Source organism: Iodidimonas nitroreducens (assembly GCA_000710935.1).
GTDB classification, from domain to species: Bacteria; Pseudomonadota; Alphaproteobacteria; order Sphingomonadales; family Rhodothalassiaceae; genus Iodidimonas; species Iodidimonas nitroreducens.
Genome location: BAYV01000004.1, coordinates 1 through 23,432, shown reverse-complemented (window position 1 = coordinate 23,432; position 23,432 = coordinate 1). Strand labels below are relative to the sequence as shown.

The following is a 23,432-nucleotide window of genomic DNA, read 5'->3' as shown; positions in this document are numbered from 1 at the left end:
CCCCGGTCGCCTGATATGCTTTTAATTATTGAATATAATCGATTCATTGGGGCCGCTCAGGCGGATGATCACCGGCCCGTTGATCTTATCATCCTGCTCAGGCCATAGGGATTCAAGAGCCTTTTCAACAAAATAGGCAAGGGTGGGCCCCACACGATCCGCTTCATCCGTTTCGATGAAGGCATATTTGGGCCCATCATAGTTCAGATCAACACTGGGATCGATCACCAGATTGGCGGTCACATCCTGTGATTTTACAAGATGACCTTCAGAATCGAGCCATTCCACCTTGCCCATAACATAGGAATTGGATGCATTGAGAAAGGCGATGGGATGAGACGAAACCTTCAAACGATCAATGGTCAGGCGCAGAGTTCCTTTGAAATCAGGAAGCGCGCGATTGAGATTATCGGCCGCCAAAGCGGCGATGAGATTGCCCATGGTATAATTTTCGGCATCAGGGATCAGTGTTTCCCCCGCCCATTGGGTGCCTATCGTGCGGCTTTTGGGAAAGCGGTGGATAGCACTGCGCTGGGATGTACTGTCATCGGTACCGGTTTTGCGGAAGCGTTTTTCAAATGTTCGCTCCAGATCATCAATCGATTTCATTCGGTTGTTCAAGGTTTTACTGAACACCGTTTCGATCTGATAGCCATCCATTTGGGGAGCAATCGCAGAGGATGTGGGTGAAGTTTGGGCCAGCACCGGGATTGCGAACAATGCGCATAAAGCCAATGCCGCACTTGGTGGATAAACAATGCGAGCCATTGTGGTTTTGATCGCATCTGCGCTTTTCATGCTAACCTCCTGCACTCTGCTTTTGATAGTCTGCTATAAAGGGACTGAACATCTGCTGAACATCCCTCTCTCATAATCCCATTTGGGCGCGATGGGACTACCCCAAAAGGACCGGAAACCATGCAGCCTGATCGCTTCCATCCAGCCGCTCTCGCCTCTTATTCCATCCATAAATGGCCTGCCACCCCATCTGTTACAAGAACTCGGCCTGCTGGGATCCGCCTGGCCTTAGCCTTCATCCTCACCTTTACCGTGCTGGTCCTGCTATCCGGTTGCACAAAAATCGAGCAGGGCATCGCGGTGTTGAGCCATGATGTCACAACCCGCTTGAGCAAAGCCCCCGCCGGGATTTATCGCGCCGATCCCGATCATGTCTCGGTGCAATTTAGCCTGAACCATTTGGGCTATAGCCAGTTTACCGGGCGTTTTGACACCATCGACATCAGCCTTGATTTAAAGCCTGATGATCCACTGCAAAGCAAGATGGATGTGCGTATCCCCCTGCAATCAGTGAATAGCGGCAGTTCAACGATTGATGACATCCTGCGCACGGATCTATTTGATCTGGCCCGCTATCCAGAGATCCATTTTACTGCCGAAAGCATCCGCAGCCAGAATGGGGTGGATGGCACCATCGAAGGCCAATTGGAAATGAATGGCCGCCGCCGCCCCATCCGCCTTGAGGTCACCTTTAATGGCTATGCCAAAAATCCTCTGACCGGGGCCCCCACTTTGGGATTTTCCGCCCGCACCCATCTGGATCGCTCAGCCTTTGGCCTTGGCAAATGGTCTCCCGCCGTGGGGCATGAGGTGGCGATCATGATCGAGGCGGAATTGATCCATCAGCCATAAAAAATCCCCCTGGAAAAAGGCCATAAACACAAAAAAGGGCCACCCGAAAGCAGCCCTTTTCATCTCTTCGCCCCATTGTGCCTGTGGCACTGAAAGATCAGGGCCTCATAAATTATTCATCCAACGGGATGGGGATGAAATAATAATTACCGGCACGATAAACCCTGAGCAGGGCCGCCGTGCGCCCTTCTTCGCGGATGGATTTAATCGCCGCACTCACATCCTCGGGTGAGGACACGGCCTTGCGATTCACCTCGACGATCACATCGCCGGGGGCAATCCGCTGGCGCAGATCAGGGGCCACCTGAAGAACGATGGCGCCATTCACATCATCGGGCACATCATATTGCTGGCGCAGCAGCACCGTCAAACCTGACAAATTCATGCCCAGTTCTTCGGTCACCGAAGGCTGAGCAGGGGTTGTGGGATCTTCGGGCCTTGGCCGTTCGCCTGTCACCACCGAAAGATTGACCCGCTTGCCATCGCGCAAAACCGTCAGGGTCGCTTCTTCCTCAACACCCAAAGCGCTGACGACCTTCACCAAAGCCGTGCTGTCTTCCACCACTTCGCCATTGAATTCGACGATGATATCGCCTTCCCGGATCCCGGCTTTGGCCGCCGGGCTATCGGGGGTCACGGAATTGACCAAGGCACCCTTCGCCTTTTCAAGGCCCAGGGCTTCCGCTGTCATCTTATCCACGGCCTGGATCTGCACACCCAAAAAGCCCCGGCGCACATAGCCATGTTCTTCGATCTGCGAAATCACCCGCTGGGCCTGATCCGATGGAATGGAAAAAGCAATGCCCACATTCCCGCCCGTGGGGCTGAAAATGGCGGTATTCACGCCGATCACTTCACCATCAAGATTAAACAAAGGCCCACCCGAATTGCCCCGATTGATCGAGGCATCGGTTTGGATGAAATCGTCAAATGGACCACCGCTGATCTGGCGATGATGGGCGGAAATGATCCCCGCCGTCACCGAACCCCCAAGGCCGAAAGGATTGCCGATGCTCAAAACCCAATCGCCAACCCGGGCTTTTTTGCTCGATCCCCATTTCACAAAAGGAAAATCCTGATCCGATTTGATCCGCAAAAGGGCCAGATCACCCTCCTGATCGCGCCCGATGACCTCAGCCTGATATTCTTCGCCATCCACTGTGCGCACGGTCACTTCATCGGCTTTTTCGATGACATGGTTATTGGTCACCACCAGCCCTTTGGGATCAATGATGAAGCCAGACCCTAAGCTTTGCAGCTTGCGCGTAGGGGCTTGCCCATCCCCCCCCTGCCCGGGCTGACGGCGATCAAAAAATTCATCAAAAAAATCTTCAAAAGGCGAGCCCGGCGGAAAAGGGGAGCGCTGAGCCGTGGCTTCGACATTTTGCACGCTGGAAATATTGACAACCGCCGGAGACAGCTTTTCCACCAGATCCGCAAAGCTTTCCGGCATTTGCCGGGCCTGCGATAGAGAGGCTGTGGCAAGGAAAATCACCGCCGCAAGCAACCCCACCCACAAGAAAAGATGCTTGATCCGATTTTCACGGCTGGCATCAGTTCTGGGATCAGTTCTGGCGCTCAATCCATCACCGGCTTTTGTTATCGCTATCGCTGTCGCATTTTTATGGCGCATAACACCTCCTTTTATACAAATTCACCTGCTCATATCCCCTCATTTTCCCTGATCGTCTCTTGCTCAGTTTATGGGCGGACTTATGGCCGGGCTTGTGGGCGGATCAAAAACGCCCCACCCAAATCATCACAAAGCCAAAGAGCAGGCCGCCAATGCCCGCAAGGCGCAGCTTTTCATTCTCCGAGCTCAGCACCAAAGCATGTAAGCGGCGCATCTGATCCGGCATCAAAATATAGGCCACACCTTCCAGAACAAAAGCCAGCCCCAAAGCCACGACAAAATCAGTCCATAGAAAGCTCATGGGGCTAGCCTCAGTTTATTTTTTCGCGTTCTGATTACCAAGATACTCAAGAAAAGGGCTATCCGGTGACAAAACAATGGTGGTGGATTGATTACCCAATGCGTTGCGATAGGCTTCCATAGAGCGGTAGAATTCAAAGAAATCCACATCCTTGCCAAAAGCCTCGGCAAAAATCTTGGCCGCAGCCCCATCGCCTTCACCCCGCAGCTTTTGCGCTTCACGGCCGGCTTCAGCCAGCAAAACAGTGCGTTCGCGATCAGCCTGCGCCCTGATCCGCGCCGCCAATTCACGGCCTTCCGCCCGGGCTTCTTCAGCTTCACGCTCACGCTCGGTCCGCATCCGATCAAAAATGGTCTGCGAATTGGCATCCGGCAAATCCACTCGGCGCAAGCGCATATCAACCACTTCGACACCAAAGCGATCAGCATTGAGATTAACCTGTTCGCGGATTCTTTCCATCAGTTTGGCGCGTTCACCAGACACGATGTTGCGCAAAGGTTCAGAGGCCAGAACCTGCCGCAGATTAGATGCCACGATGGTATCGATGCGGCTTTTCGCCCCTAATTCATTCCGCACAGTTTGGTAGGTGAGCAAAGGATCGGTAATCCGAAAGCGGGTAAAAGCATCTACCTGCAAGCGCTTTTGATCCGAGGCAATCACTTCTTGCGTGTCGATATCAAGATTGAGAATGCGGGAATCAAAATAATTCGCCTGTTGTAAAAAGGGTAGTTTCCAATGCAGCCCCGGCTCCTTGACCACCCTTCGGGGATCGCCGAATTGCATCACGATAACCTGTTCGGTTTCCCGCACGGTGAACAAGCCGGTACTGGCAATGGCAATCACCACGCCCAGCACAATCAGCAAAAATATCGAGCGTGCGTTCATTATCTGTCTCCGCCTGATGTTTTGTCATTGCGGCCCTTGATTGCAGGCAGCGCCATATAGGGCACAACACCCGAACCGGCATTCTGATCCATGATCACCTTATCCATATCGGTAAAGATATTTTCCATGGTTTCCAGATAGATGCGGGTGCGCGTCACATCTTTGGCCTGAGCATATTCCTCATAAACCGATAAGAAACGCGCCACATCCCCCTGAGCACCGGCAATCACCTGTTCCTTATAGGCTTCGGCTTCCTGAAGGATCTGATTGGCACGCCCGCGAGCTTCGGGAATGATCTGATTGGCATAGCGATCCGCTTCATTGCGAAAACGCTGACGATCCGCTTCAGCGGCCTGCACATCGCGGAAAGCATCGATCACCTGCATGGGGGGATCAACCTTTTCAAGCTTCACGCCTCCAACCAAAATCCCCGCTTCATAGGTATCCAAGGATTGCTGGATCAGGGTTTGGGCTTCTGTTTCGATCGCACCGCGCCCCTCGGTCAAAACCTGCTGGATGTTGGTGCGCCCAACGATTTCCCGCATCACACTTTCCGCAACCGATTTAACGGTTCCTTCCTGTGGGCTTTGGATATTGAACAGATATTTGGTGGCATCCTTGATCTGCCAAAAAACCGTGAAAGATACATCCACGATATTTTCATCACCGGTAAGCATCAGGCTTTCATCAAGCAAAGCTGCCGGACGATTGCCCTGCCCCATGCCCTGACGAAAGCCGATATCAACCCGATTAACAACCGTAACCGCTGGGGTAAGAGCGGTTTCAATCGGCCATGGCAAATGCCAATGCAGGCCGGGAAGCGTCGGCTGCTCGGCCGCCGCGCCAAAGCGCAAGACCACGCCCTGCTCATCGGCATTCACCCGATAAATCCCGGTCGCCGCCCAAAGAATGAGCCCTAAAATGATCAAAAGGGTGATCCCGCTTTTACCGCCTGCGCCCTGGGGCAGCATTTGTTTCAAGCGCTGCTGGCCTTTTCTGATCATCTCATCCAGATCGGGCTGAGGCCCTTGGGGTCGTCTTGGCCCCTGAGGCCCCTGAGGCCCTTGCGGCCCGCCACCCCATGGGCCATTTCCGCCACCGCCGCCGGTATTTTGCCAGGGCATAAATTTTCTCTCCCCTTGATTTAAAAACAGAGCGCTTCAAACACTGCGATTCAAAACAGCGCTTTTGCAAAGAATTCCTGTAACGCTATATATGAAAGACGGGGACCTGTCGCAATGTCAGCTTTCCATTCTATGACACAAAGTCACGATAAATATCCATTTGACTAAAGATAAAGGCCCAATATGACCGTCGATAAACAACAAATTCTCGATGCCTTGAAAACCGTCATCGACTCCGAAAGCGGGCAGGATATCCTGTCATTGGGCTATGTAACAGGGCTGGTGATAAAAAATGGCCATATCGGTTTCTCGCTTGAGCTTCCCGATGCCGAAAAGGCCAGCCGATCCGAGCCTTTGCGCGCCCGGGCCGAACAGGTGGTGAAGGCCATTCCCGGCGTTTTATCAAGCACGGTGGTGCTCACCGCCGAACGCCCGCAGGGCTCCACACCCGCCGCGGCTCGTCCCGCTCTCCCCCCTCAGATGCCGGGAAAACAGGGTCCAAAGCCCGCGCCTCCCCTGGAAGGGATCAAGGATGTAAAGGCGATCATCGCCATCGCCAGCGGCAAGGGGGGGGTTGGGAAATCAACCACCGCCGTTAATCTCGCCCTTGCTTTAGCGCGTCGGGGCCTCAATGTCGGGCTTTTGGATGCCGATATCTATGGCCCCTCGGTGCCCCGGCTTGTGGGGGCGCAAGGCAAGCCAGATGTGGCGGGAAAAATTATCGAGCCGATCATCGCCCATGGGATCAAAACCATGTCGATCGGTTATCTGGTGGATCAGGAAAAAGCCATGGTCTGGCGCGGCCCCATGGTGGGATCGGCCGTCACCCAGCTTTTGGGCGATGTGCATTGGGGGGATCTGGATATATTGGTGGTGGATATGCCCCCCGGCACCGGCGATGCGCAGCTCACTTTATCCCAAAAAGTGCCTTTGGCGGGGGCGGTAATCGTCTCCACACCTCAGGATATTGCCCTTATCGATGCCCGTAAGGGATTGGCGATGTTTCGGCAGGTGGATGTGCCGATTTTCGGCATCATCGAGAATATGAGCTATTTCCTTTGCCCCAGTTGCGGGGATCGCGCCGATATTTTTGGAACCGGTGGGGCGCGCGAAACCGCTGCCGCTTTGGGTGCCGATTTCTTAGGCGAAATTCCCCTGCATATGGATATCCGCGAAACATCCGATCAAGGCACCCCGGTGGTCTCGGTATCGCCCGATGGTCCGCAGGCCCGTGCCTATCTTGATATTGCCGAAAAAATCGCGGCTCGCCTCTCTGCCAAATAACGCTGAGGGCTGGTCACTGACCAGCGCTTGTTCGACAAAGAGGGGCTGGTCACTGACCAGCGCGTATTCGATAAAGGGGGCTGGTCACTGACCAGCCCAGCGCCGCAGCAGATTGGCGCGGCTTTTGGCGATGAGATCAAAGCTTTCCGATTTGCCTTCGTGCTGATGGAGCTGTTCCATAACGCGCCCCAGATCGAATAAAACCTCCCGCGCGCCCGCATCCCGCACAAGGCTTTCCACCCATGTGGCTGCCACAAAGCGCAAGCCGGAACGCACCGGCTCAACCCAATGAAGGCTGGTGGAAGGATAAAGCACAAGGCTGCCAGCAGGAAGCTTGAAGGCTTCCTCGCCACCCAAGCCCGCCAGCACCAGTTCCCCCCCTTCATAGCTTTCGGGATCATTCAGAAAAACCGTGCAGGATAAATCAGTACGCAGCAAGGCTGGCCCCATCAGGGCATCATCCACATGGCGGCCATAGCCCTCCCCCGGCGCCGTCCGGCTGATCAGGGGATCAGCAATCCGCGCAGGCAACGCCACGGCCTTGAACAGGGGATGCTCCAGCAAAGCCTGTTTGATCCGCCTTTGGCAATGGCTGCGCGCGGCAGACGATTTGGCCTGCCAGTTTGATTTCACCGCGCGTGCATGCCAGCCCGCCGTTTTCGCCCCCGGCTCATACTCAAGCTCGGGCAGCATCTTTTGTAAACTTGACAGATCATCAGAATTCAAGGCATCACTAATGAGAATGAACATGATTTGCAATCCTAGATTCAGGACAAGACAATGACACCATGGCGTCGTCGCAGACTTTGGACAAGCCTTGGCGCAGCCGCGCTGATCACCCCGGGCCTTGCGACAGGGGGGATGGCCATGGCTGATAAACCTCTATCAGAGCCGGGGCTATCCACGGCCGCCAACCAAGACGCTGTGGAGCACGCTCATAACCCACGCGGAGACGATCTGACCAGAACGGCTTATGCCAGCGTGGTCCAACAGGGCGGAGAGGGCGGTGGCGAAGGCGGCGAAGGCGGTGAAGGCGGCGGCGAAGGGGGTGAAAGCGGGGTCGATCCTGTTGCCGCCCAGCATGATCCGGTGGTCTATCTCACCGCTCTCGATGTGATCAGGGCGCATTATCTGGCCGGTCTGGCCGCTTATCGCGCTGAAGATCATCAGGCCGGGGCGGAAATGTTCGTTCACCCCATTTCAGAAGTTTATTATGATCTGGAAGCGGCCTTCAAAGCCCAAGGGGTCGATCCCTTCGTGGAGGCCATGTTCAAGGCTGGTGATCTGGCTTTCGCCGGTAAACCCACCCAAAAGGTGGAAGCGGCGGTCAAAACGGTGCTGGCCGCCACTGATGCCGCAGCGAAAAAAGCCCCCCGAGCCAACCACAGCACCGCCGCCATCGAAGCGGCAGTGATCGCCGATATGGTGGATCGCGCTGCTTTGCAATATCGCCTCGTGGCTGCCGGGGATAATAAGGATGCCTGGCTTGATGGCTATGGCTATCTGAAAGCCGCCCAAAGGCGCGCCGATTTGATCCGCGAGCAACTCGATCCCCGTTTTCGCGATGCCCTTGATGAAACTCTGGCGCTTTTTTCATCAGCCTATCCCGAAAGCCTGAAGCCCGCCGACAAAGCCCTTGATCCGGGGCTTTTGCTGGCCAAAGCGGGGCGGGTCTCGCTTCTGGCATCGGGCCTGCAATAAACACCCGATCAGAGCCAGCCCCTCGAAACAAGGGGGCTGCACTATAAAAAAGAGCGGCCCCTGATGATGGAACCGCTCTTTCTTTTCATTCAAATATGGATCAACAGGCCCTGCTTAATTGGGCAAAAGGACCTGATCGATCACATGAATAACGCCATTCGAGGCGGCGATATCGGCTGTTGTCACCGTTGCATCATTAACCGAAACCCCCGATGTGGCATCGATGGCAAGAGTGCCGCCCTCAACCGTTTTGGCGTCGATCGTTTTCCCGGCCAGATCTGCCGACATCACCTTGCCCGACACCACATGATAGGTGAGGATATCAACAAGCTTTTGCTTGTTTTCCGGCTTCAGCAGGCTTTCAACCGTGCCTGCGGGCAATGCGGCAAAAGCGGCATTGGTGGGGGCAAAAACCGTAAAGGGCCCTTTGCCCGACAAAGTTTCCGCCAGGCCCGCCGCCTTCACGGCTGCGACAAGGGTTGAAAAATCGTCATTGCTTGCGGCAATCTCAACAATCGTTTTCCCGGATTTATGATCATCGGCAGCCACCGGGGCCACCATGAAGAGGGCCAAAAGGGCAGACAGAACCAAACGAAATTTCATCGTCTTCGCCTCCTATGCGCTGATAAAGCTTGTCTGTGCGCTGATTATTCAGCAGGCACTGTCGATCTTTACGCATCATTAAGGATGGCGGTTTTGATTATGGCAAAATAAGGCATGTTTTGGTGACCATTTGAAAAAGGCACCGAAAATCAGACCCAAAAAATGAAAAAGGGAAAATCAATCAAACAGGCTTGAAACCGATGTTTCATGGCTGATGCGGTTCATCGCTTCGGCAATCAAGGGCGCAATGGTGATGCGCCGCACCTTCGTAGACAGGCGCACCGCTTCCGTGGCCAAAATCGAATCGGTGATCACCAGTTCCTTCAGGGATGAAGCCCCGATGCGCGCCACCGCCCCGCCCGATAAAACACCATGGCTGACATAGGCCGAAACCGCCTTTGCCCCCGCCTGCATCAGGGCATCGGCGGCATTGCACAAGGTGCCCGCCGAATCGACGATATCATCCACCAGCACACACACCTTGCCATTCACATCGCCGATGATGTTCATCACTTCTGAAACACCGGCCTGCTCCCGGCGCTTATCAACAATGGCCAAAGGTGCGCCCACCCGCTTGGCATAGGCCCGGGCCCGCACCACGCCGCCCACATCGGGTGATACGATCATCAGATCATCCTGGCTGTAATGATCGCGCAGATCGCGGCCCAAAACCGGCAGGGCATAAAGATTATCCGTGGGAATATCGAAAAAGCCCTGAATCTGACCGGCATGAAGATCCATGGTCAAAACCCGATCCGCACCTGCCGTGGTGATCAGATCGGCCACCAGCTTGGCTGAAATCGGCGTGCGCGGCCCCGGTTTGCGATCCTGGCGGGCATAGCCATAATATGGCAGAACAGCGGTGATTCGTCGGGCCGAAGCCCGCTTTAAAGCATCGATACACACCAGCAATTCCATCAGATGATCATTGGCCGGAAAACTGGTGGATTGCGCCACGAAAACATCCTCACCGCGCACATTTTCATGGATTTCCACGAAAATTTCCTGATCGGAAAAGCGCTTTACGCTGGCTTTGGTAAGGGGAATATTGAGATAGGCGGCAATGGCTTCGGCCAGTGGCGGATTGGAATTACCGGTCAGGATTTTCATACTCTGCTCCGTATGCGTCTTTTGCGTCCATCACCGCATCGGCTGCGGCCATGGCTGGCCATGCCCATCACAAGCCCGGTGGTCAGGTCGCCCAACCGTTCTGCGACAATCTTGCAGCGCTCTTAGCAAGCGCCGCCCCTGCTGTAAACAGACCATCCTCAGGAAAGAACGCCTCATAAGAAAACAGCCTATGGAATGCCCCAAAGCGGGGGCCAAACTTCATGGCTTTAACCCAATCACCGAAAGCTGACGGCCATAATCGGGCTCATCAAGGTGGGTGGCCCGGCGGTAGCTGTAAAACCGATCCGCAAGGCGATAGGTATCAAGGCCCAGGGGATCAACCGCCCTCACCCCGGCACGAGCCAGAAGGGCCGCCACGATCCCCTCCAGATCGCATTGAAAGGCTTCTGGCCGCCCACCCTCGACAAAGAAAGCCGCAAAAGCGGGGTCCTGATCCAAAAAAGCCTGCCGCACCTCGGCCCCCACCTCATAAGAGGCCTGTGCAATCATCGGGCCGATGGCCGCGCTCATGCGATCGGGCCGCGCGCCATAAGCGATCATCATCTCAATCGTAGCATCGATCACCCCGGATGCCGCACCGCGCCAGCCCGCATGGCAGGCTGCCAACACTCCGGCTTTGGGATCGGCCAATAAAACCGGGGCGCAATCGGCGGTCACAATGCCTAAAAGCAGGCCGGGCTGATCGCTGATCAAAGCATCGCAGCGTGGCGGATCATCCGCATCATATAAAGCATCGCCCTCCGCGCCCCGATCTTTTGAAGCGACTTTGATCCCCCAGATCGGGCGGGCCAGATTGCTATGGATCTGATAGGGGGTGACCAGCGTCAGACCGCCCATGGCCCCTTCGATCCGGCGGCGATTCTCGGCCACCGCAGCCGCCTTATCCGATGAACCACGCCCGGCATTGAGGCTGGAATAAAGGCCGGTTGAAACACCGCCCGACCGGCTGAAAAATCCATGAACCACGCCCGGCATCTGCCCCAGTAATGCGGACGGAATGGGGTGAGGCGCATCCGACTGAAGAGACGGACCCCTTGCCGAAGACGTGGGTTCATTCGGTGTCACTATGGGCTGCCCTTCTAAATCCGGGAAGAAGATGCCGCTCGGGCACAATGGCCATCGCCTTGAAAAGATCGCCCATCAAATCGGGGGCCGTCAAGCGCCGCACCGCTGCCTTGATCTCTTTTTGCTGTTTTTCCCCGGCGCGTGAACATAAAAGAGCCGCCCGCACATCGATGCCCAAAGCCTTGAGAAAATCCCCCTGGGTGATCGGCCCCGCCACCGCCGCGCCATGTTGTCTGGCGGTTATCGCCAATTGCTGGAAATCCACATGGGCGGTAAGATCGGTTTGCCCGGGGCGGTGGAAAATATCCACCCTTTGATGGCGGCGCACGGCCTGCAGGGTTTCCCCCACTCCGGAAACACAATGGCCATAATCGATGATCAGGGCCGCCCCATCAAAAGCCAGAATCCGGCGGCTGATATCCTCGCACACAGCCAATCCCGCCGGGCAGATTTCCACGATGCTGCCAATGGGGGCAGACCGCAGGGCTTCAGGCACCAGATCGACCAGATCGATCTGATCCTGATCAGCAGGATACAAACAAAAGGAAAAAGTCTGGCCATCGCTGATGATGGCCCGTTCGCCCCAGCCTTTTTCAGTTTTCACCAGTTGATGGATCGGCAAGGCATCGAAAAATTCATTGGCAATCAACAGGATCGGGCCATCGGGCACATCATCGAAATGATCATGCCACTGTGGCTTGGCGATCCCCATGCGGCCCAATCGCTGGGCTTGCGCCTTGATCAGGGCTTCATTGGCTTCCACGAAATGCACCGTCACCGCTTCTTTCAAGCCGGGAACGACAGAGAGCGCGCGCAGGGCATCAGCCATCAGGGTGCCCCGCCCGGGGCCCAGCTCAACCAGCCGCACCCGCCGTGGCTGGCCCATGGCTTCCCAGCGATCCGCCAACCAAAGACCTATTAATTCGCCAAAAATCTGGGATATTTCCGGGGCCGTAATGAAATCGCCCGCGCCCCCCAAAGGATCATTCTTGCGATAATAGCCATGATCGGGATGCATCAGCGCTTCGCTCATATAGCGATGCACGGTCATGGGGCCATCGGTCGCGATCCTCTCGTGTAAAAGCCGGGCAAGGGGCGTGGTGCTCACCGCTGCCCCCGCTCATTTTTGGATGCCGAACGCTCTGAGGCCTGCCCGGCTCCACGCATTTGGGCACTCTTGCGCGATTGGGCCGCAGAAATGGGATCGAGCCAGCGGGGGAAATGGCCCGTGGCGGCGCTCCAGATCACCCAGAGGCCGAAAAAAATCATCGGCAGGCTGAGGATCTGGCCCATCGAGATGAAATCGGCAAACAGCCCCAGATGCTGATCGGGCTGGCGGGCAAATTCCACCAGATAGCGCGCCAAACCATAGCCGATAAAAAACAGCCCCACGATCAGCCCCGGCAATTTTCGCGCTTTATGCGTCCAATAAATGAGGGCGTTCAACACAATGAAAAGAAGCAGCCCTTCCAGCAGGGCTTCATAAAGCTGGCTGGGATGGCGCGGCACCTGCACGGGATCGGTGGGGAAAATCATCGCCCAGGGCACCGTGCTGGGGCGGCCCCATAATTCGCTATTGATGAAATTGGCCAGCCGCCCGAAAAGCAGGCCAATGGGTACAGCGGCGGCGATCATATCGGCAAAACCCAGCAAGGGCAGCTTTTGCGCCCGGGCATAAAAGATGATCGCCAGCGTCACCCCCAAAAGCCCGCCATGAAACGACATCCCCCCATCCCAAAGGCGCAGAATAGCCATGGGATTATCAAGATAGGCAGCGGGTTTGTAAAACAGCACATAGCCCAAACGACCACCCAGAATCACCCCCAAGGTGGCCCATGTCAGAAAATCATCGATCTGGCGGCGGGTGATCGGCACGGCCAAAGCCACGGCAACCTTGCGCACCCAAAGCCAGCCCCCCAAAAGGCCGACCAGATAGGCAAGGGAATACCAGCGGATGGGAAATCCGAAAATGCTGACCAGAACAGGATCGATCTGGGGATAAGCCAACACCCCATTGGCCAGCAAAAAGGCAGGCCCACTGGCCATGGGCTGCAGCCCCATATCAATAAATTCCAGCATGGTCGCCTGTGCCCTTCCGTTTATCTCGGCCCCTTCGTGGGGGCACATCATCCGCGCCACAAGCACGAAGTCAAGTTTGATGGGGGCACGCTTTGCAGAAAGCCGGCAGGGATCGCCGGAGAACCAAAGCTGTCAGGCGGGCGAAAAAACAGTCTTTGCAAAAAGCCGGCTATCCCCCCATATTCGGAGGGTGATTCTAAACGCTTGAAAGACTGAACCAACATGCAGACCGATAACCGATTTTTCGATGATCTGGCAAAGCTTGCTACCGGCGCCGCAGGGGCGCTGACATCCGTTCGCTCCGAAGCGGAAGGGGCCGTGCGCGCTTTTCTCGATCGTCGATTGGGCGAGCTTGACCTTGTGACCCGCGAAGAGTTTGACGCGGTGAAGGAAATGGCGGCCAAAGCCCGGGCGGAAAATGATCGCCTGAACGACAGGCTCAAGGCCCTTGAAGACCGGCTAGCTGAGATGAGCGCCCAAAGCGGTCCCAAAAAGCCAGCCACCACTGCTGGCAAGGCCGCCGATAAGCCCGTTCAAGCCAAACCGGCCACAGGCAAAACAAGCGCCAATAAAACCGCGGGCACTCGATCAACAGGCCCCAAAACCGATTGAATACTAGGTCTGGTAAGTTGTAACGAAAATTTAACCAGATCTTGCAGTTATCCACAAGATATTGAGGCGGCTTCCCCAGAGTTCCCTTGCACAGTGCCTGGCAAGCTGGCACCATTGCTCTCGTGTCAAATGTCACAGAGCGGCCAGTTCATTGGCCAAAAACCAGTGGCCTGGCAGATGTTGGTGTTTTGGCAAGATCGACAAGACTGTCTTGACGAGACCAGCCGGTGGCCCGCATAGCCCCGGTGGCTTCTACAGGGAAGCAGCCAAAGGAGTGACAGCGCATGACAACGCTCATTGCCGACGACAGCATCGCCACAGAATCCAATCCCCTTGATCTGGTTGAAGATTTGGCCAATGCCAATGATTGGGTTTATGATCGACAAGACGATGAATTGACCGCTGCGGTGACCGGCGGCTATTGCGAATATCAGCTTCGTTTTTTCTGGCGCGAAGAAGAACGTGTTTTGCAGGTTGCCTGTGTTTTTGATGGCCGGGTTCCCGAAGCCAAACGCGCCGCTGTTTATGAAACATTGGGCCTGATCAATGAGCGGCTGTGGCTGGGGCATTTTGAAATGTGGTGCGATGAAGGGCTTTTGATGTATCGCCATGCCACCATCGCCGATGAAGAGGGCTGCGGCCTATCCGGCCATCATCTGGCCGTGATGGTGGAAACGGCCTTGAGCGAATGCGAACGCTTTTACCCGGTTTTTCAATTCGTGGTTTGGGCCGGTAAAACCCCGCGCGAAGCCCTTGATGCCGCCATGCTGGAAACCATGGGCGAAGCCTGAACCGTAAGCAGAAGCCTGATTTTTAAGACGGAAGCTAGCCATCGCCAAAGAGCGAATATTGCAGCCTGTCGCCCGCATCCCCCCCATTTGAACCCCGGTCCCCCTTGGCACTGGCTTTGGGGGGCGGGGTAAACAGGCTGCAATCGAGCTTTCTGATCTCCCGATTATACCCGATTTTGGTGATGGCCAGCCGCAGCCGGGCGGTGACCATCTCGGCATAGGCCCCTTCGCCACGCATCCGATGGCCAAAGCGCGCATCATTGAGCCGCCCACCGCGCATATCACGCACCAGATTCAGGACGCGCGATGCCCGATCCGGGCGTTCTTCTTGCAACCATTCCGCAAATAAATCCTTGATTTCATGGGGAAGCCGCAGCATCACCCAGCCTGCCTCGCGGGCCCCGGCTGCATAGGCGGCGGCGAGGATTTTCTCGCCTTCATGATCAGTCAGGGCCGGGATTACCGGGGCCACCATCACCCCTACCGGCACCCCGGCTTCGGCCAGCGCCTTCATAGCCTCGATGCGGCGACCCGGTGTGCTGGCGCGTGGCTCCATCCGGCGGGCCAGCCGATGATCAAGGGTGGTGACAGACAGCGCGACTTTGACCAGATTGCGCTGGGCCAAAGATGATAAAAGTTCAATATCCCGCAAAATCAGGGCCGATTTGGTAACGATGGTCACCGGATGAGATGTTTCATCCAATATTTCGAGAATCGACCGCATGAGTTTTTGATCACGCTCGATCGGTTGATAGGGATCGGTATTGGTGCCAATGGCAATCGGCGCGCAGCGATAGCGGGGATGGGCAAGCTCTGCCCTTAACAGATTGGCCGCATCGGGCTTTGCAAAGAGCCGGGTTTCAAAATCCAGCCCCGGCGACAGCCCCATATTGGCGTGGCTGGGCCGGGCATAGCAATAGATGCAGCCATGTTCGCACCCCCGATAGGGATTGATCGAACGATCAAAAGGAATATCGGGCGAGCTGTTTTTGGTGATGATCCTGCGCGCTTTTTCCAAAGTGATATGGGTAGCAAGGGGCGCCAGATCCGCCTCATCCTCGGCCCACCCATCCTCAACGGCCTGACGCGATAAAGGCTCATGCCGCCCCGATGCATTGGAAACCGCCCCCCGGCCCCGCCGCAGGGACGCCCGCACAGGATTGGCAGAACCCATAGGGCTGATGAAACCCATGGGGCTCGTGGCAAAGCTTTCATCATCGCCCCCATACCCATCCGCATAGGCTGCCGATGGGAATGGGTCTTCATCTATGGGCGGGCAATCCTGCATAATGCCTGATGATAAGGGACAGAACAGAACATATCAAGAACATTTTATCCGGCGTTTTCATAGTCCGCCGCCAATTTATCCACAAGGTCCTGAACCGAGGGGCAATCGCTGATACCGCCCACGCCCTGGCCCGCGCTCCAGATCGATTTCCAGGCCTTGCCTTTTTTCTTCTCGCCGGTTTCGCGCATGGATAAATCCATATCCACCGATTTAGCGACTGCCCCCGGGGTGGGATCAACCCCCGCCGCCGCAAGGCTGGGGGCCAGAAAATTGCCCATGATCCCAGACACCTGATCGGTATAGACGATATCGCTGATATCCGATTGCACGATCATTTCTTTATAGGCCTGATCGGCCATGCTTTCGCGGGTGGCGATGAAGCGCGTACCCAGATAGGCAAAATCCGCGCCCAGAATTTCGGCGGCCCGCACCCCCTTTCCATCGGACATGCTGCCCGCCAGAATGATCGCCCCATCAAACTGTTCGCGCAGCTTGGGGATGAAAGCAAAGGGGCTAAGCTGCCCGGCATGGCCACCGGCCCCGGCGCACACGGCGATGATGCCATCCACCCCGGCTTCGATGGCCTTTTGGGCATGGCGCATATTGATCACATCATGAAAAACCAGCCCGCCATAAGCATGAACCTGGGCCACAATATCGCCCGGATGTCCCACCGATGTAATCACGATGGGCACCTGATGCGCCACCACAAGGGCTGTATCTTCGGCCAAACGGCTATTGGATCGATGAACGATAAGATTGACCCCGAAAGGCGCGGCATCAGGGGTTCGGCGCTTTTCCATATCCTGAAGCCAGCCATCAAGCTGTTCGATGGGCCGGGCATTGAGGCTGGGAAAAGTGCCGATCACCCCGGCATTGCAGCAGGCAATCACCAGTTCCGGGCCGGAAACGAGAAACATCGGCGCGGCGATCACCGGCAGGCGCAAGCGCCCCTTAAGGGCAGCGGGCATGGTCATGGGGCAGGTCTCCTTTTGCACAATCCGATAGGCTTCACCCACTGTGCCGGGAAAAAAGCGGGCTGTCATCGCCTCGTTTCAGGGAGGTCAAAGCGCAGCGCTCCGCTCGCGCGCACATCATTTCGGCAAAGCTTTCGATAGCCGTCTGGTCAAAGCCAGGGCGGGCCAACCCGGCCGCAACATCGCCTGTTCGCGCGATCACGCTTTGGCTGATCTCTTTGATCCTCCGGCGGATCAAGGGGAGGCCCAGCCCCGCGTCCGCCGCAAAGGCTGCCCAGCTCTTTGCATCCAATTCGGCTAGCGTGGCGCGCTTCCCGATCTTCATGGCGAATTTCAGCGAGAGATCAGGATAGGCAAGGGTTGCCAGCAGATCATAGAGCGGGGCGAGGCGCGGGCCTTTGGCATCATAAAGGATCGAGAAATTCTTGCCATGCGCATCGGCATTCCCGGCGATCACATTGAAAATCACCGCATCCAAAAGCTTCAGCACATCGACAGCGGGCCTTGCGGCGATGCGGCGGAGCAGCGCGAAGCCATCCTTGAAGGTCGGGCCGCCCTCACTGGCATATTTGGTTTCCGTCGGCACGCCGAGCGCCTGACAGAAATCCTCCTGATGGATCCGGCGCACCATGCCACCGGGGCCGAAGGCACGGTCATAGCGCTTGATCAGCAGAAACGTTCGACCCTCTATGATACGCGCTTCGACCGGCGCAACATCGAGACCGATTGCGGCCGCAAGGCGCATCACGAAGGCCTCGTTCTCGGTCGTGGCTTTGAGGCGCGATATCGGGGGCTTGAGAATATGCGTCGTGGGTTGGCCGGGGGCAGGCAAGGCCACTGCGCCATCCACCAGAACCACCGGCAGCTTCGATTGCGCCCCCGCGAGAGAGAGGCGCAGCCCGTCTTCGCCTGCGAGCAGCGGGCGGCGGGGAAGCGCATCCAACACCCGGATCAGGCCCGCATCGTCAAGCGGAATTGGCGGCTGTTCGGAGGCAAGACGAGCCGGATTTTCGCCGGGTGGCAGGAGTTGGAGCGCGCCCGCGACATCGCCGCCAAGACGATCAAGAAGGGCAAAATCATTGGCGCGCGACACGCCAAGTGCCTGAGCCGCCGCATCGCGCTGGCTTTCTTCCGGCAGCAACCCGCCAAAGAACGGGCGGCATTCGCGGCGCGTAAACGACTCTGCCCGCTTGGGCAGCGAAGCGGACAAGGGCTGCGCATCCTCGTCGTCGAGCCACGCCTGCGCATAGGCGAAGCCGAGTTCGCCATGCTGGTTTTGCGTCAACTGGCCCACCAGGCGCCCGTTCCACCAGATATCAAGGGTGCGTATCATGGCGTCTGAGGGCCTTTGGGTCGAACTCCTTTGGTGTTGGGCGGCGGTATGATATCGAGCGAGCATCCCAGCGCCGCCAGGACCAGAAGCGCCTTACCGATTTGCGCGGTCGGCTTGCCTGCTTCAAGATCGACGATGAAGCGCAGGCCGACGCCAGCCGCGCCCGCAAGCTCATCCTGCCGCAGGCCAGCGGCCTTGCGAGTGGTTCGGACGATGTCGCCGATATCAGCGGTGGTAAGGTTGCGTCTTGTCATGATCTTTACCGAACGGGAAAGTATCATGGATTCCTGAAGGCTGTCTATAAAAATATCCCGAACGGGAAAATTTCTATCTTGAAGTGGCTCACAGGTCTGAAATAGTCCCGAGCGGGAAAATAATCCGTTTTTTCGTCATTTCGACCCCTCAGCCGATAGCAGCGCGCACGGCATCAAGGCTTGAGGGCACGATTTCAAAGCGTTCCGGCGCATCATAAACCCGGGCCAAAGGCTCGGGCACGGGCGGCGCAAAACCAAGGGCCTGCTCCACCGCATCGGGAAATTTTGCCGGATGGGCAGTGGAAACCGACAGAACAGCACAGCCCGCCGCCCCTTTTGCGCGATGGGCCGCCGCCACCGCTACCGCCGTATGGGGATCGATGATCCGGTCGGTTCCGGCAAAGGTTTCGCGGATAGTTTGCAGAATTTCAGCATCATCCACCGCATGGGCTTCAAGGCTGAAGGGCAGATCATCGGCCCAGTTTTGCGGCAAGGCAAGATGCCCGCTTTCCGCCATATCCGCCATTTGCGCGGCGGTTTTCGTTGCATCGCAGCCATTGAGCAGGAACAACAGGCGTTCGAGATTGCTGGGAATTTGAATATCCATCGCCGGGCTGAGGGTTTGGCGCACCGGCCCACGGGTTGTTTTGCCTTCGGTAAAAATCCGGCTCAAGGCATCATTGGCATTGGTGGCCACGATCAGATGACGGATCGGCACCCCCATTTTTGCGGCAATCAAGGCCGATAAGGCATTGCCGAAATTGCCACTTGGCACCGCCACGGCAAAGGCCCGGCCTGCCCGCGCCATCTGCGCACCGATATACACATAATAGGCGGTTTGGAATAAAAGCCGCCCCCAATTGATGGAATTGACCGACAACACCGCCTCGTCAGTGCGTTCGGCACGCTCGGCCAGAAGCGCTTTGGCAAAGCGCTGGCAATCATCAAAGCTGCCTTCCACCGCCAGATTGAGAACATTGGCATCATCCACCGTTGTCATCTGCCGTCTTTGCACCTCTGATACCCGGCCATGGGGATGCAGGATCACAATCCGCGCCCCCGGCTGCCCCCGGAAAGCGGCAATCGCCGCCGAGCCGGTATCCCCCGATGTGGCCCCCAGAATAAACAGCTTGCGCGCCTTATGCGCCGATAAAGCCGCCAGCAATTGCGACAGGGGCTGAAGGCCATAATCCTTAAAAGATAAAGTGGGGCCGTGAAACAGCTCCAAAAGCCAATGATCAGCACCAAGCTGATTGAGGGGGGCAATGGCAGAATGGCGAAATCCGGCCAAAGCTTTATGGGCAATTTCCTGCCAGGCTGCAGCGGAAAGCGCGCCGCCATCAAACAGCCCCCCCACAAAAGCCAAGGCTTGGGCATAGCTGCCCGCCCCCAGCCGCTCCAGTTCGGCTTGATCGATATGGGGCCAGCTTTGGGGCAGATAAAGCCCGCCGCCGGGCGCTAGGCCACTGGCCACCACCGTTGCAAAATCAATATCCAAATCCGCCCGGGTGCTGGTATAGCGCATCAGAAAAGCCCTTTTCCGGCTGTTGTCATGTCGTAGAAAAGATCCATGCGGGTGGCAAATTCCTCGGGGTCTTTTTCCTTCACCAGCGCATCATTTTGTGGATGCAGGCGATCATAAAGCCGCGTGAGGGTAAAGCGCACCGCAGCGCCTAAGCATAATAAAGGCAGGGCCACCCGCTCATCCGCCGAAAGGCCACGCCGTGCGCTATAGCCCGCGATCATCGCTTCGGCGCGGCGCGGCACAAAGCGATTTTGCGCATCAAAACACCATGAGGCCAAGGCCACCGCCAGATCATAGGCGCGCAATTCATCGCAGGAAAAATAAAAATCGATCACCCCGCTGAAGCGGCCATCGCTGAAAAAAACATTATCGGGGAAAAAATCCGTGTGACACGATCCCATCGGCAGATGATAGGGCCAACTATCGGTGAGCCGATCAAGGGCGCGCAAGATGGATGGCAGCCGCCTTTTGGCCGCGCGGTCTGCTGCCTGTTCGCAGCTTTCAGCCAATGGCCCCCAGCTTGAAAGCCCAAATGGATTGGGACGAAAGCCGCCATAACCCTCAGCCCCATGATGCAGCCGGGCCAGCCCGCCGCCCGCCTCGCGGCAGGCATCAACCCCCGGATCGAGCAGGGATTTGCCTTCCAGAAAACTGACGATCAAAGCCGGGCGTTGGCACAGGGATTTGAGCGCCCGGCCTTCCCGATCGGCAATGGGCCGGGGCACCGGCACCGCCCGGGCATCGAGCTGCAGCATCAGATCCACCACATAAGGCAAGGCATCCGCAGGGGTGCGCCGCTCGAACAAGGTCAGCACATAAAGGCCGGTGCTGGTCAAAAGCTTGTAATTGGTATTTTCCACACCTTCGGCAATGGGCGTCAGAGTCACCGCCTCGCCCAGATCATAATCGGCAAGGAAGTGCGCAAGGTCGCTTTCGGAAACTGTGGTAAATACGGCCATAGGTGCCCGGATATAGACTCTTTGGGCGGCATAATGGACATAAAATTATGCCTTGCCGCAAGGCCAGAGATGAAAGCAGGGATAAAAACTGATCAATGATTAGAATTTATGCGCGCGGAAATGCAAAAAAATCAAACATAATATCCTTTGAATTGCCTGCTCTTACAATTTTTCCTTAACGGGTCTCTGGCATAAGAAGGCTAGGAATGATTTCAGGGCGGTCAGTATGTACGACGGGTTGGATCAGGCAGAAGAATTCGCACAAAGCGCCCTTGCGCTGATGAAACAGCATAAAATTCCGCCTACACCACAAAATTACCAGATCTGGTATAGCTATGCCACGGGCCGCAATCAGAGTCTGAAAACGACCATCGATGTGCTGATCAGCAATAGTTGCGATTTCAACGAAGACCGCAATGCCGAGATCGCGGAACAATATTTTGGCTCGGGACGCGGCAGCCGGGAAGTTCATGAAGCCACCGAACGCCTTGAAACCATCGCCAAAACGATTCTGACCCATGTGCAGGATACCAAAGCGGGCAGCCAGAAATTTGGCAAGCGCGTGGCCAGCCTGTCAACGGAAGCTGGCAATCTGGCCAGCGGTGATGAAATCAAAAGGCTGGCTTTGGGCCTGTTGAAAGAAGCGCGGGCGATCACTGAAATCAGCAGCAGCCTTGAAAAAAACCTCAGCGTCACGGGCTGTGAAATCACTGAATTACGCTCGTCGCTGGTTCAGATGCGCAAGGACGCTACCACCGATCCTCTGACGGGGCTTGCCAATCGGCGTGAGTTCCTCAATGTCTTGAAAGCAAGCGCCATGGATGCGGCGGAAAGCGGCGAGACTTTGTCTCTCATCATGATGGATATTGATCATTTCAAAGAATTCAATGATCGCTATGGCCATAAAATCGGCGATGAAGTTCTCAAGATCGTTGCCGCGAAATTGAAGCTGACCCTGAAAGGCAAAGACCTGCCCGTGCGCTATGGCGGCGAGGAATTCATCGCCATCCTCCCCCAAACCTCAACCGAAAGCGCTATGACTGTGGCGGAACATATTCGCCAATCCATTTCCGCAAGCGCCCTTAAAAACCGGCTGACATCAGAAAGCTATGGCAAAATCACCGCCTCTTTCGGCGTGGCGAGCTTCATCCATGGCGAACGGCTGGATGATTTCATTCAACGGGCCGATGAAGCCCTTTATCGCGCCAAACGCGATGGCCGAAATCGAATCGAAATGGCCCTGGATTCGCAATTACAACAATTCGGTTAGGCCTGATGACAATAAAACTGTCCATTCGTTCAATTTCAAGTTATTGTTTTTATGTATTTAGGCTTTGAAAAATTGTGCATAAATAAAGAATTTGTCATATAGCTGTCATGAAGTTATCATTTCCCCGTAACAAAGATTTGCGGGAGAGATGATATGCGTACAACAAAAATTTCTGGGCTTCTTGCACGGCCTGTCATCTTAGGGCTGTCGATAGCCTCTTTAGCGGCCTGCGCAACGGTATCGGATGCGCCGGATTATCATGCCTCGCGCAATGCGGCGCTCATCGAGCCCGCAACTGCCGATCATTATGCCATGAAGGATATTTTGCTTGGTGATTTCAATCAGGCAGAACAACGCCTGCGCAATACCGAGGCCTATGATGAAAACGATCCTTACCGGCTGATCAATCTGGCGCTGGTTTTGCAAAAAACCGGCCGCATGGAAGAAGCCGCAGCGCTTTATCGGCGTGTGCTTGAGTTGGAACAAAATCCCCGCGCGGGGCTGGCTTCCGGCTATGGCCAATCGGTGAAAGATATCGCGGGCAAGGCGCTCGCTTCAATTGATCCCGAAAGCAATGAGCCGAAATGAGGCTCTGATCCGCCTCTAACCACCAGCAGGCCCTGATTCTTTCCGTTGCCCCCCTTCTTTCGTCATCCCGGGCCACAACTTGCCTCATCCCGGGGCACAGCTTGCGTCATCCCGGGCCACAAATATCGTAATCCCGGGCTTGACCCGGGATCCATCTTTGCCACGCACGAGCCCGTCACGAGGTGGACCCCGGCTCGGGGGCCGGGTTGACGCGGGCAAAGGGAATGGCAGCGTCTGCCAGCGCCCGCCGCAGGCAGCTATCATAAGAACCGGTGGCCTCGAAAAGCACCAGCAGGTCCTGATCTTTCCAGCGTTCGATCAGGGGTGCCAAAGCGGAGGCTTCGTTGGCGATCCGTTCGACTTTGCCGATCCGTTCATC

The 23,432-nt window shown here is 56.3% G+C and carries 24 protein-coding genes and 1 pseudogene; 7 read left to right on the top strand and 18 right to left on the bottom strand.

From position 1 onward, the window contains the following. Positions 1 to 21: 21 nt before the first annotated feature. Positions 22 to 798, bottom strand: a complete 777-nt coding sequence (locus tag AQ1_RS01265) for a hypothetical protein (RefSeq protein WP_042083214.1) — start codon at positions 796 to 798, stop codon at positions 22 to 24. Between the two features lie 120 nt (positions 799 to 918). Between AQ1_RS01265 and AQ1_RS01260 the strand changes: the two genes are divergently transcribed. Further along, positions 919 to 1,650, top strand: coding sequence for a YceI family protein (locus AQ1_RS01260; RefSeq protein ID WP_081836977.1), 732 nt, complete (start codon positions 919 to 921; stop codon positions 1,648 to 1,650). A gap of 112 nt (positions 1,651 to 1,762) precedes the next feature. Here the strand turns inward: AQ1_RS01260 and AQ1_RS01255 are convergent, their stop codons facing one another. The 4 genes from AQ1_RS01255 to hflK form a co-directional block, all read right to left on the bottom strand. Beyond that, positions 1,763 to 3,283 carry a Do family serine endopeptidase gene (locus AQ1_RS01255; protein WP_052370698.1) on the bottom strand — a complete coding sequence of 507 codons (1,521 nt, stop codon included), beginning with the start codon at positions 3,281 to 3,283 and terminating at the stop codon, positions 1,763 to 1,765. Between the two features lie 103 nt (positions 3,284 to 3,386). Continuing rightward, complete coding sequence (locus tag AQ1_RS01250) at positions 3,387 to 3,584, bottom strand: DUF2065 domain-containing protein (protein ID WP_042083211.1); 198 nt, start codon at positions 3,582 to 3,584, stop codon at positions 3,387 to 3,389. 15 nt (positions 3,585 to 3,599) lie between these two features. After that, complete coding sequence (gene hflC, locus AQ1_RS01245; protein ID WP_042083209.1) at positions 3,600 to 4,469, bottom strand: protease modulator HflC; 870 nt, start codon at positions 4,467 to 4,469, stop codon at positions 3,600 to 3,602. Further along, positions 4,469 to 5,593, bottom strand: a complete 1,125-nt coding sequence (hflK, locus tag AQ1_RS01240; protein ID WP_042083205.1) for an FtsH protease activity modulator HflK — start codon at positions 5,591 to 5,593, stop codon at positions 4,469 to 4,471. The genes hflC and hflK overlap by 1 nt, the downstream gene beginning before the upstream one ends. A 183-nt stretch (positions 5,594 to 5,776) precedes the next feature. Between hflK and apbC the strand changes: the two genes are divergently transcribed. After that, positions 5,777 to 6,877 (top strand): iron-sulfur cluster carrier protein ApbC, encoded by a 1,101-nt coding sequence (gene apbC, locus AQ1_RS01235; RefSeq protein ID WP_042083203.1) that lies wholly within the window; start codon positions 5,777 to 5,779, stop codon positions 6,875 to 6,877. A gap of 84 nt (positions 6,878 to 6,961) precedes the next feature. Here apbC and AQ1_RS01230 read toward each other — a convergent pair whose 3' ends face one another. Then, positions 6,962 to 7,627: a Fe2+-dependent dioxygenase gene (locus AQ1_RS01230; protein ID WP_042083201.1), complete on the bottom strand. Its 666-nt coding sequence runs from the start codon at positions 7,625 to 7,627 to the stop codon at positions 6,962 to 6,964. A gap of 117 nt (positions 7,628 to 7,744) precedes the next feature. Between AQ1_RS01230 and AQ1_RS15390 the strand changes: the two genes are divergently transcribed. After that, a complete protein-coding gene (locus AQ1_RS15390; protein WP_150006824.1) occupies positions 7,745 to 8,578 on the top strand; it encodes a hypothetical protein in 834 nt (277 codons plus the stop codon). Positions 8,579 to 8,692: 114 nt separating this feature from the next. Here the strand turns inward: AQ1_RS15390 and AQ1_RS01220 are convergent, their stop codons facing one another. The 5 genes from AQ1_RS01220 to lgt all read right to left on the bottom strand — a co-directional run bounded on the left by AQ1_RS01220 (position 8,693) and on the right by lgt (position 13,456). Then, complete coding sequence (locus AQ1_RS01220) at positions 8,693 to 9,181, bottom strand: fasciclin domain-containing protein (RefSeq protein ID WP_042083195.1); 489 nt, start codon at positions 9,179 to 9,181, stop codon at positions 8,693 to 8,695. 177 nt (positions 9,182 to 9,358) lie between these two features. Next, complete coding sequence (locus tag AQ1_RS01215) at positions 9,359 to 10,291, bottom strand: ribose-phosphate pyrophosphokinase (RefSeq protein ID WP_042083191.1); 933 nt, start codon at positions 10,289 to 10,291, stop codon at positions 9,359 to 9,361. 219 nt (positions 10,292 to 10,510) lie between these two features. After that, positions 10,511 to 11,287, bottom strand: a complete 777-nt coding sequence (locus AQ1_RS01210) for a purine nucleoside phosphorylase YfiH/LACC1 family protein (RefSeq protein WP_042083189.1) — start codon at positions 11,285 to 11,287, stop codon at positions 10,511 to 10,513. A 76-nt stretch (positions 11,288 to 11,363) separates the two neighbouring features. Then, positions 11,364 to 12,485, bottom strand: coding sequence for a class I SAM-dependent methyltransferase (locus AQ1_RS01205; protein ID WP_313979119.1), 1,122 nt, complete (start codon positions 12,483 to 12,485; stop codon positions 11,364 to 11,366). Then, entirely contained in the window at positions 12,482 to 13,456 is a 975-nt protein-coding gene (gene lgt / locus AQ1_RS01200) for a prolipoprotein diacylglyceryl transferase (RefSeq protein WP_313979116.1), read from the bottom strand. The genes AQ1_RS01205 and lgt overlap by 4 nt, the downstream gene beginning before the upstream one ends. Positions 13,457 to 13,678: 222 nt before the next feature. Between lgt and AQ1_RS01195 the strand changes: the two genes are divergently transcribed. Beyond that, positions 13,679 to 14,068 (top strand): accessory factor UbiK family protein, encoded by a 390-nt coding sequence (locus AQ1_RS01195; protein ID WP_042083187.1) that lies wholly within the window; start codon positions 13,679 to 13,681, stop codon positions 14,066 to 14,068. Positions 14,069 to 14,352: 284 nt separating this feature from the next. Continuing rightward, complete coding sequence (locus AQ1_RS01190; RefSeq protein WP_042083183.1) at positions 14,353 to 14,859, top strand: type III secretion system chaperone family protein; 507 nt, start codon at positions 14,353 to 14,355, stop codon at positions 14,857 to 14,859. 34 nt (positions 14,860 to 14,893) lie between these two features. Here the strand turns inward: AQ1_RS01190 and AQ1_RS01185 are convergent, their stop codons facing one another. The 6 genes from AQ1_RS01185 to AQ1_RS01160 form a co-directional block, all read right to left on the bottom strand. Next, positions 14,894 to 16,051 (bottom strand): PA0069 family radical SAM protein, encoded by a 1,158-nt coding sequence (locus AQ1_RS01185; protein ID WP_081836984.1) that lies wholly within the window; start codon positions 16,049 to 16,051, stop codon positions 14,894 to 14,896. A gap of 140 nt (positions 16,052 to 16,191) precedes the next feature. Then, positions 16,192 to 17,124, bottom strand: coding sequence for an NAD(P)H-dependent flavin oxidoreductase (locus tag AQ1_RS01180; protein ID WP_042083307.1), 933 nt, complete (start codon positions 17,122 to 17,124; stop codon positions 16,192 to 16,194). A gap of 34 nt (positions 17,125 to 17,158) precedes the next feature. After that, positions 17,159 to 18,457 (bottom strand): type II toxin-antitoxin system HipA family toxin, encoded by a 1,299-nt coding sequence (locus AQ1_RS01175; RefSeq protein WP_042083181.1) that lies wholly within the window; start codon positions 18,455 to 18,457, stop codon positions 17,159 to 17,161. Continuing rightward, positions 18,454 to 18,711: a helix-turn-helix transcriptional regulator gene (locus AQ1_RS01170; RefSeq protein ID WP_042083178.1), complete on the bottom strand. Its 258-nt coding sequence runs from the start codon at positions 18,709 to 18,711 to the stop codon at positions 18,454 to 18,456. The genes AQ1_RS01175 and AQ1_RS01170 overlap by 4 nt, the downstream gene beginning before the upstream one ends. 148 nt (positions 18,712 to 18,859) lie before the next feature. Continuing rightward, complete coding sequence (gene thrC / locus AQ1_RS01165; protein ID WP_042083176.1) at positions 18,860 to 20,236, bottom strand: threonine synthase; 1,377 nt, start codon at positions 20,234 to 20,236, stop codon at positions 18,860 to 18,862. After that, positions 20,236 to 21,195, bottom strand: a complete 960-nt coding sequence (locus tag AQ1_RS01160; protein ID WP_042083173.1) for a homoserine kinase — start codon at positions 21,193 to 21,195, stop codon at positions 20,236 to 20,238. Before AQ1_RS01160 ends, thrC begins: the two co-directional genes overlap by 1 nt. A 226-nt stretch (positions 21,196 to 21,421) precedes the next feature. Between AQ1_RS01160 and AQ1_RS01155 the strand changes: the two genes are divergently transcribed. Together AQ1_RS01155 and AQ1_RS01150 are read left to right on the top strand one after the other, a co-directional pair. Further along, positions 21,422 to 22,465, top strand: a complete 1,044-nt coding sequence (locus AQ1_RS01155; protein ID WP_042083170.1) for a GGDEF domain-containing protein — start codon at positions 21,422 to 21,424, stop codon at positions 22,463 to 22,465. Between the two features lie 153 nt (positions 22,466 to 22,618). Continuing rightward, a complete protein-coding gene (locus tag AQ1_RS01150; RefSeq protein ID WP_042083167.1) occupies positions 22,619 to 23,053 on the top strand; it encodes a tetratricopeptide repeat protein in 435 nt (144 codons plus the stop codon). A 175-nt stretch (positions 23,054 to 23,228) separates the two neighbouring features. Here the strand turns inward: AQ1_RS01150 and AQ1_RS15250 are convergent. Beyond that, positions 23,229 to 23,432, bottom strand: a pseudogene (locus AQ1_RS15250) (hypothetical protein); the annotation flags it as partial.

Bases quoted from the DNA above. Each gene is read 5' to 3' on its own strand.
- AQ1_RS01190 (WP_042083183.1), top strand. From the start codon at position 14,353: ATGACAACGCTCATTGCCGACGACAGCATCGCCACAGAATCCAATCCC.
- AQ1_RS01195 (WP_042083187.1), top strand. From the start codon at position 13,679: ATGCAGACCGATAACCGATTTTTCGATGATCTGGCAAAGCTTGCTACC.
- AQ1_RS01170 (WP_042083178.1), bottom strand. From the start codon at position 18,711: ATGACAAGACGCAACCTTACCACCGCTGATATCGGCGACATCGTCCGA.
- AQ1_RS01230 (WP_042083201.1), bottom strand. From the start codon at position 7,627: ATGTTCATTCTCATTAGTGATGCCTTGAATTCTGATGATCTGTCAAGT.
- AQ1_RS01155 (WP_042083170.1), top strand. From the start codon at position 21,422: ATGTACGACGGGTTGGATCAGGCAGAAGAATTCGCACAAAGCGCCCTT.
- AQ1_RS01250 (WP_042083211.1), bottom strand. From the start codon at position 3,584: ATGAGCTTTCTATGGACTGATTTTGTCGTGGCTTTGGGGCTGGCTTTT.
- hflC (WP_042083209.1), bottom strand. From the start codon at position 4,469: ATGAACGCACGCTCGATATTTTTGCTGATTGTGCTGGGCGTGGTGATT.
- AQ1_RS01210 (WP_042083189.1), bottom strand. From the start codon at position 11,287: ATGCCGGGCGTGGTTCATGGATTTTTCAGCCGGTCGGGCGGTGTTTCA.
- AQ1_RS15390 (WP_150006824.1), top strand. From the start codon at position 7,745: ATGGCTGATAAACCTCTATCAGAGCCGGGGCTATCCACGGCCGCCAAC.
- lgt (WP_313979116.1), bottom strand. From the start codon at position 13,456: ATGCTGGAATTTATTGATATGGGGCTGCAGCCCATGGCCAGTGGGCCT.
- AQ1_RS01255 (WP_052370698.1), bottom strand. From the start codon at position 3,283: ATGCGCCATAAAAATGCGACAGCGATAGCGATAACAAAAGCCGGTGAT.
- AQ1_RS01260 (WP_081836977.1), top strand. From the start codon at position 919: ATGCAGCCTGATCGCTTCCATCCAGCCGCTCTCGCCTCTTATTCCATC.
- AQ1_RS01265 (WP_042083214.1), bottom strand. From the start codon at position 798: ATGAAAAGCGCAGATGCGATCAAAACCACAATGGCTCGCATTGTTTAT.
- thrC (WP_042083176.1), bottom strand. From the start codon at position 20,236: ATGCGCTATACCAGCACCCGGGCGGATTTGGATATTGATTTTGCAACG.
- AQ1_RS01175 (WP_042083181.1), bottom strand. From the start codon at position 18,457: ATGATACGCACCCTTGATATCTGGTGGAACGGGCGCCTGGTGGGCCAG.
- AQ1_RS01185 (WP_081836984.1), bottom strand. From the start codon at position 16,051: ATGGGTTTCATCAGCCCTATGGGTTCTGCCAATCCTGTGCGGGCGTCC.
- AQ1_RS01150 (WP_042083167.1), top strand. From the start codon at position 22,619: ATGCGTACAACAAAAATTTCTGGGCTTCTTGCACGGCCTGTCATCTTA.
- AQ1_RS01160 (WP_042083173.1), bottom strand. From the start codon at position 21,195: ATGGCCGTATTTACCACAGTTTCCGAAAGCGACCTTGCGCACTTCCTT.
- AQ1_RS01220 (WP_042083195.1), bottom strand. From the start codon at position 9,181: ATGAAATTTCGTTTGGTTCTGTCTGCCCTTTTGGCCCTCTTCATGGTG.
- AQ1_RS01180 (WP_042083307.1), bottom strand. From the start codon at position 17,124: ATGACCATGCCCGCTGCCCTTAAGGGGCGCTTGCGCCTGCCGGTGATC.
- hflK (WP_042083205.1), bottom strand. From the start codon at position 5,593: ATGCCCTGGCAAAATACCGGCGGCGGTGGCGGAAATGGCCCATGGGGT.
- AQ1_RS01215 (WP_042083191.1), bottom strand. From the start codon at position 10,291: ATGAAAATCCTGACCGGTAATTCCAATCCGCCACTGGCCGAAGCCATT.
- apbC (WP_042083203.1), top strand. From the start codon at position 5,777: ATGACCGTCGATAAACAACAAATTCTCGATGCCTTGAAAACCGTCATC.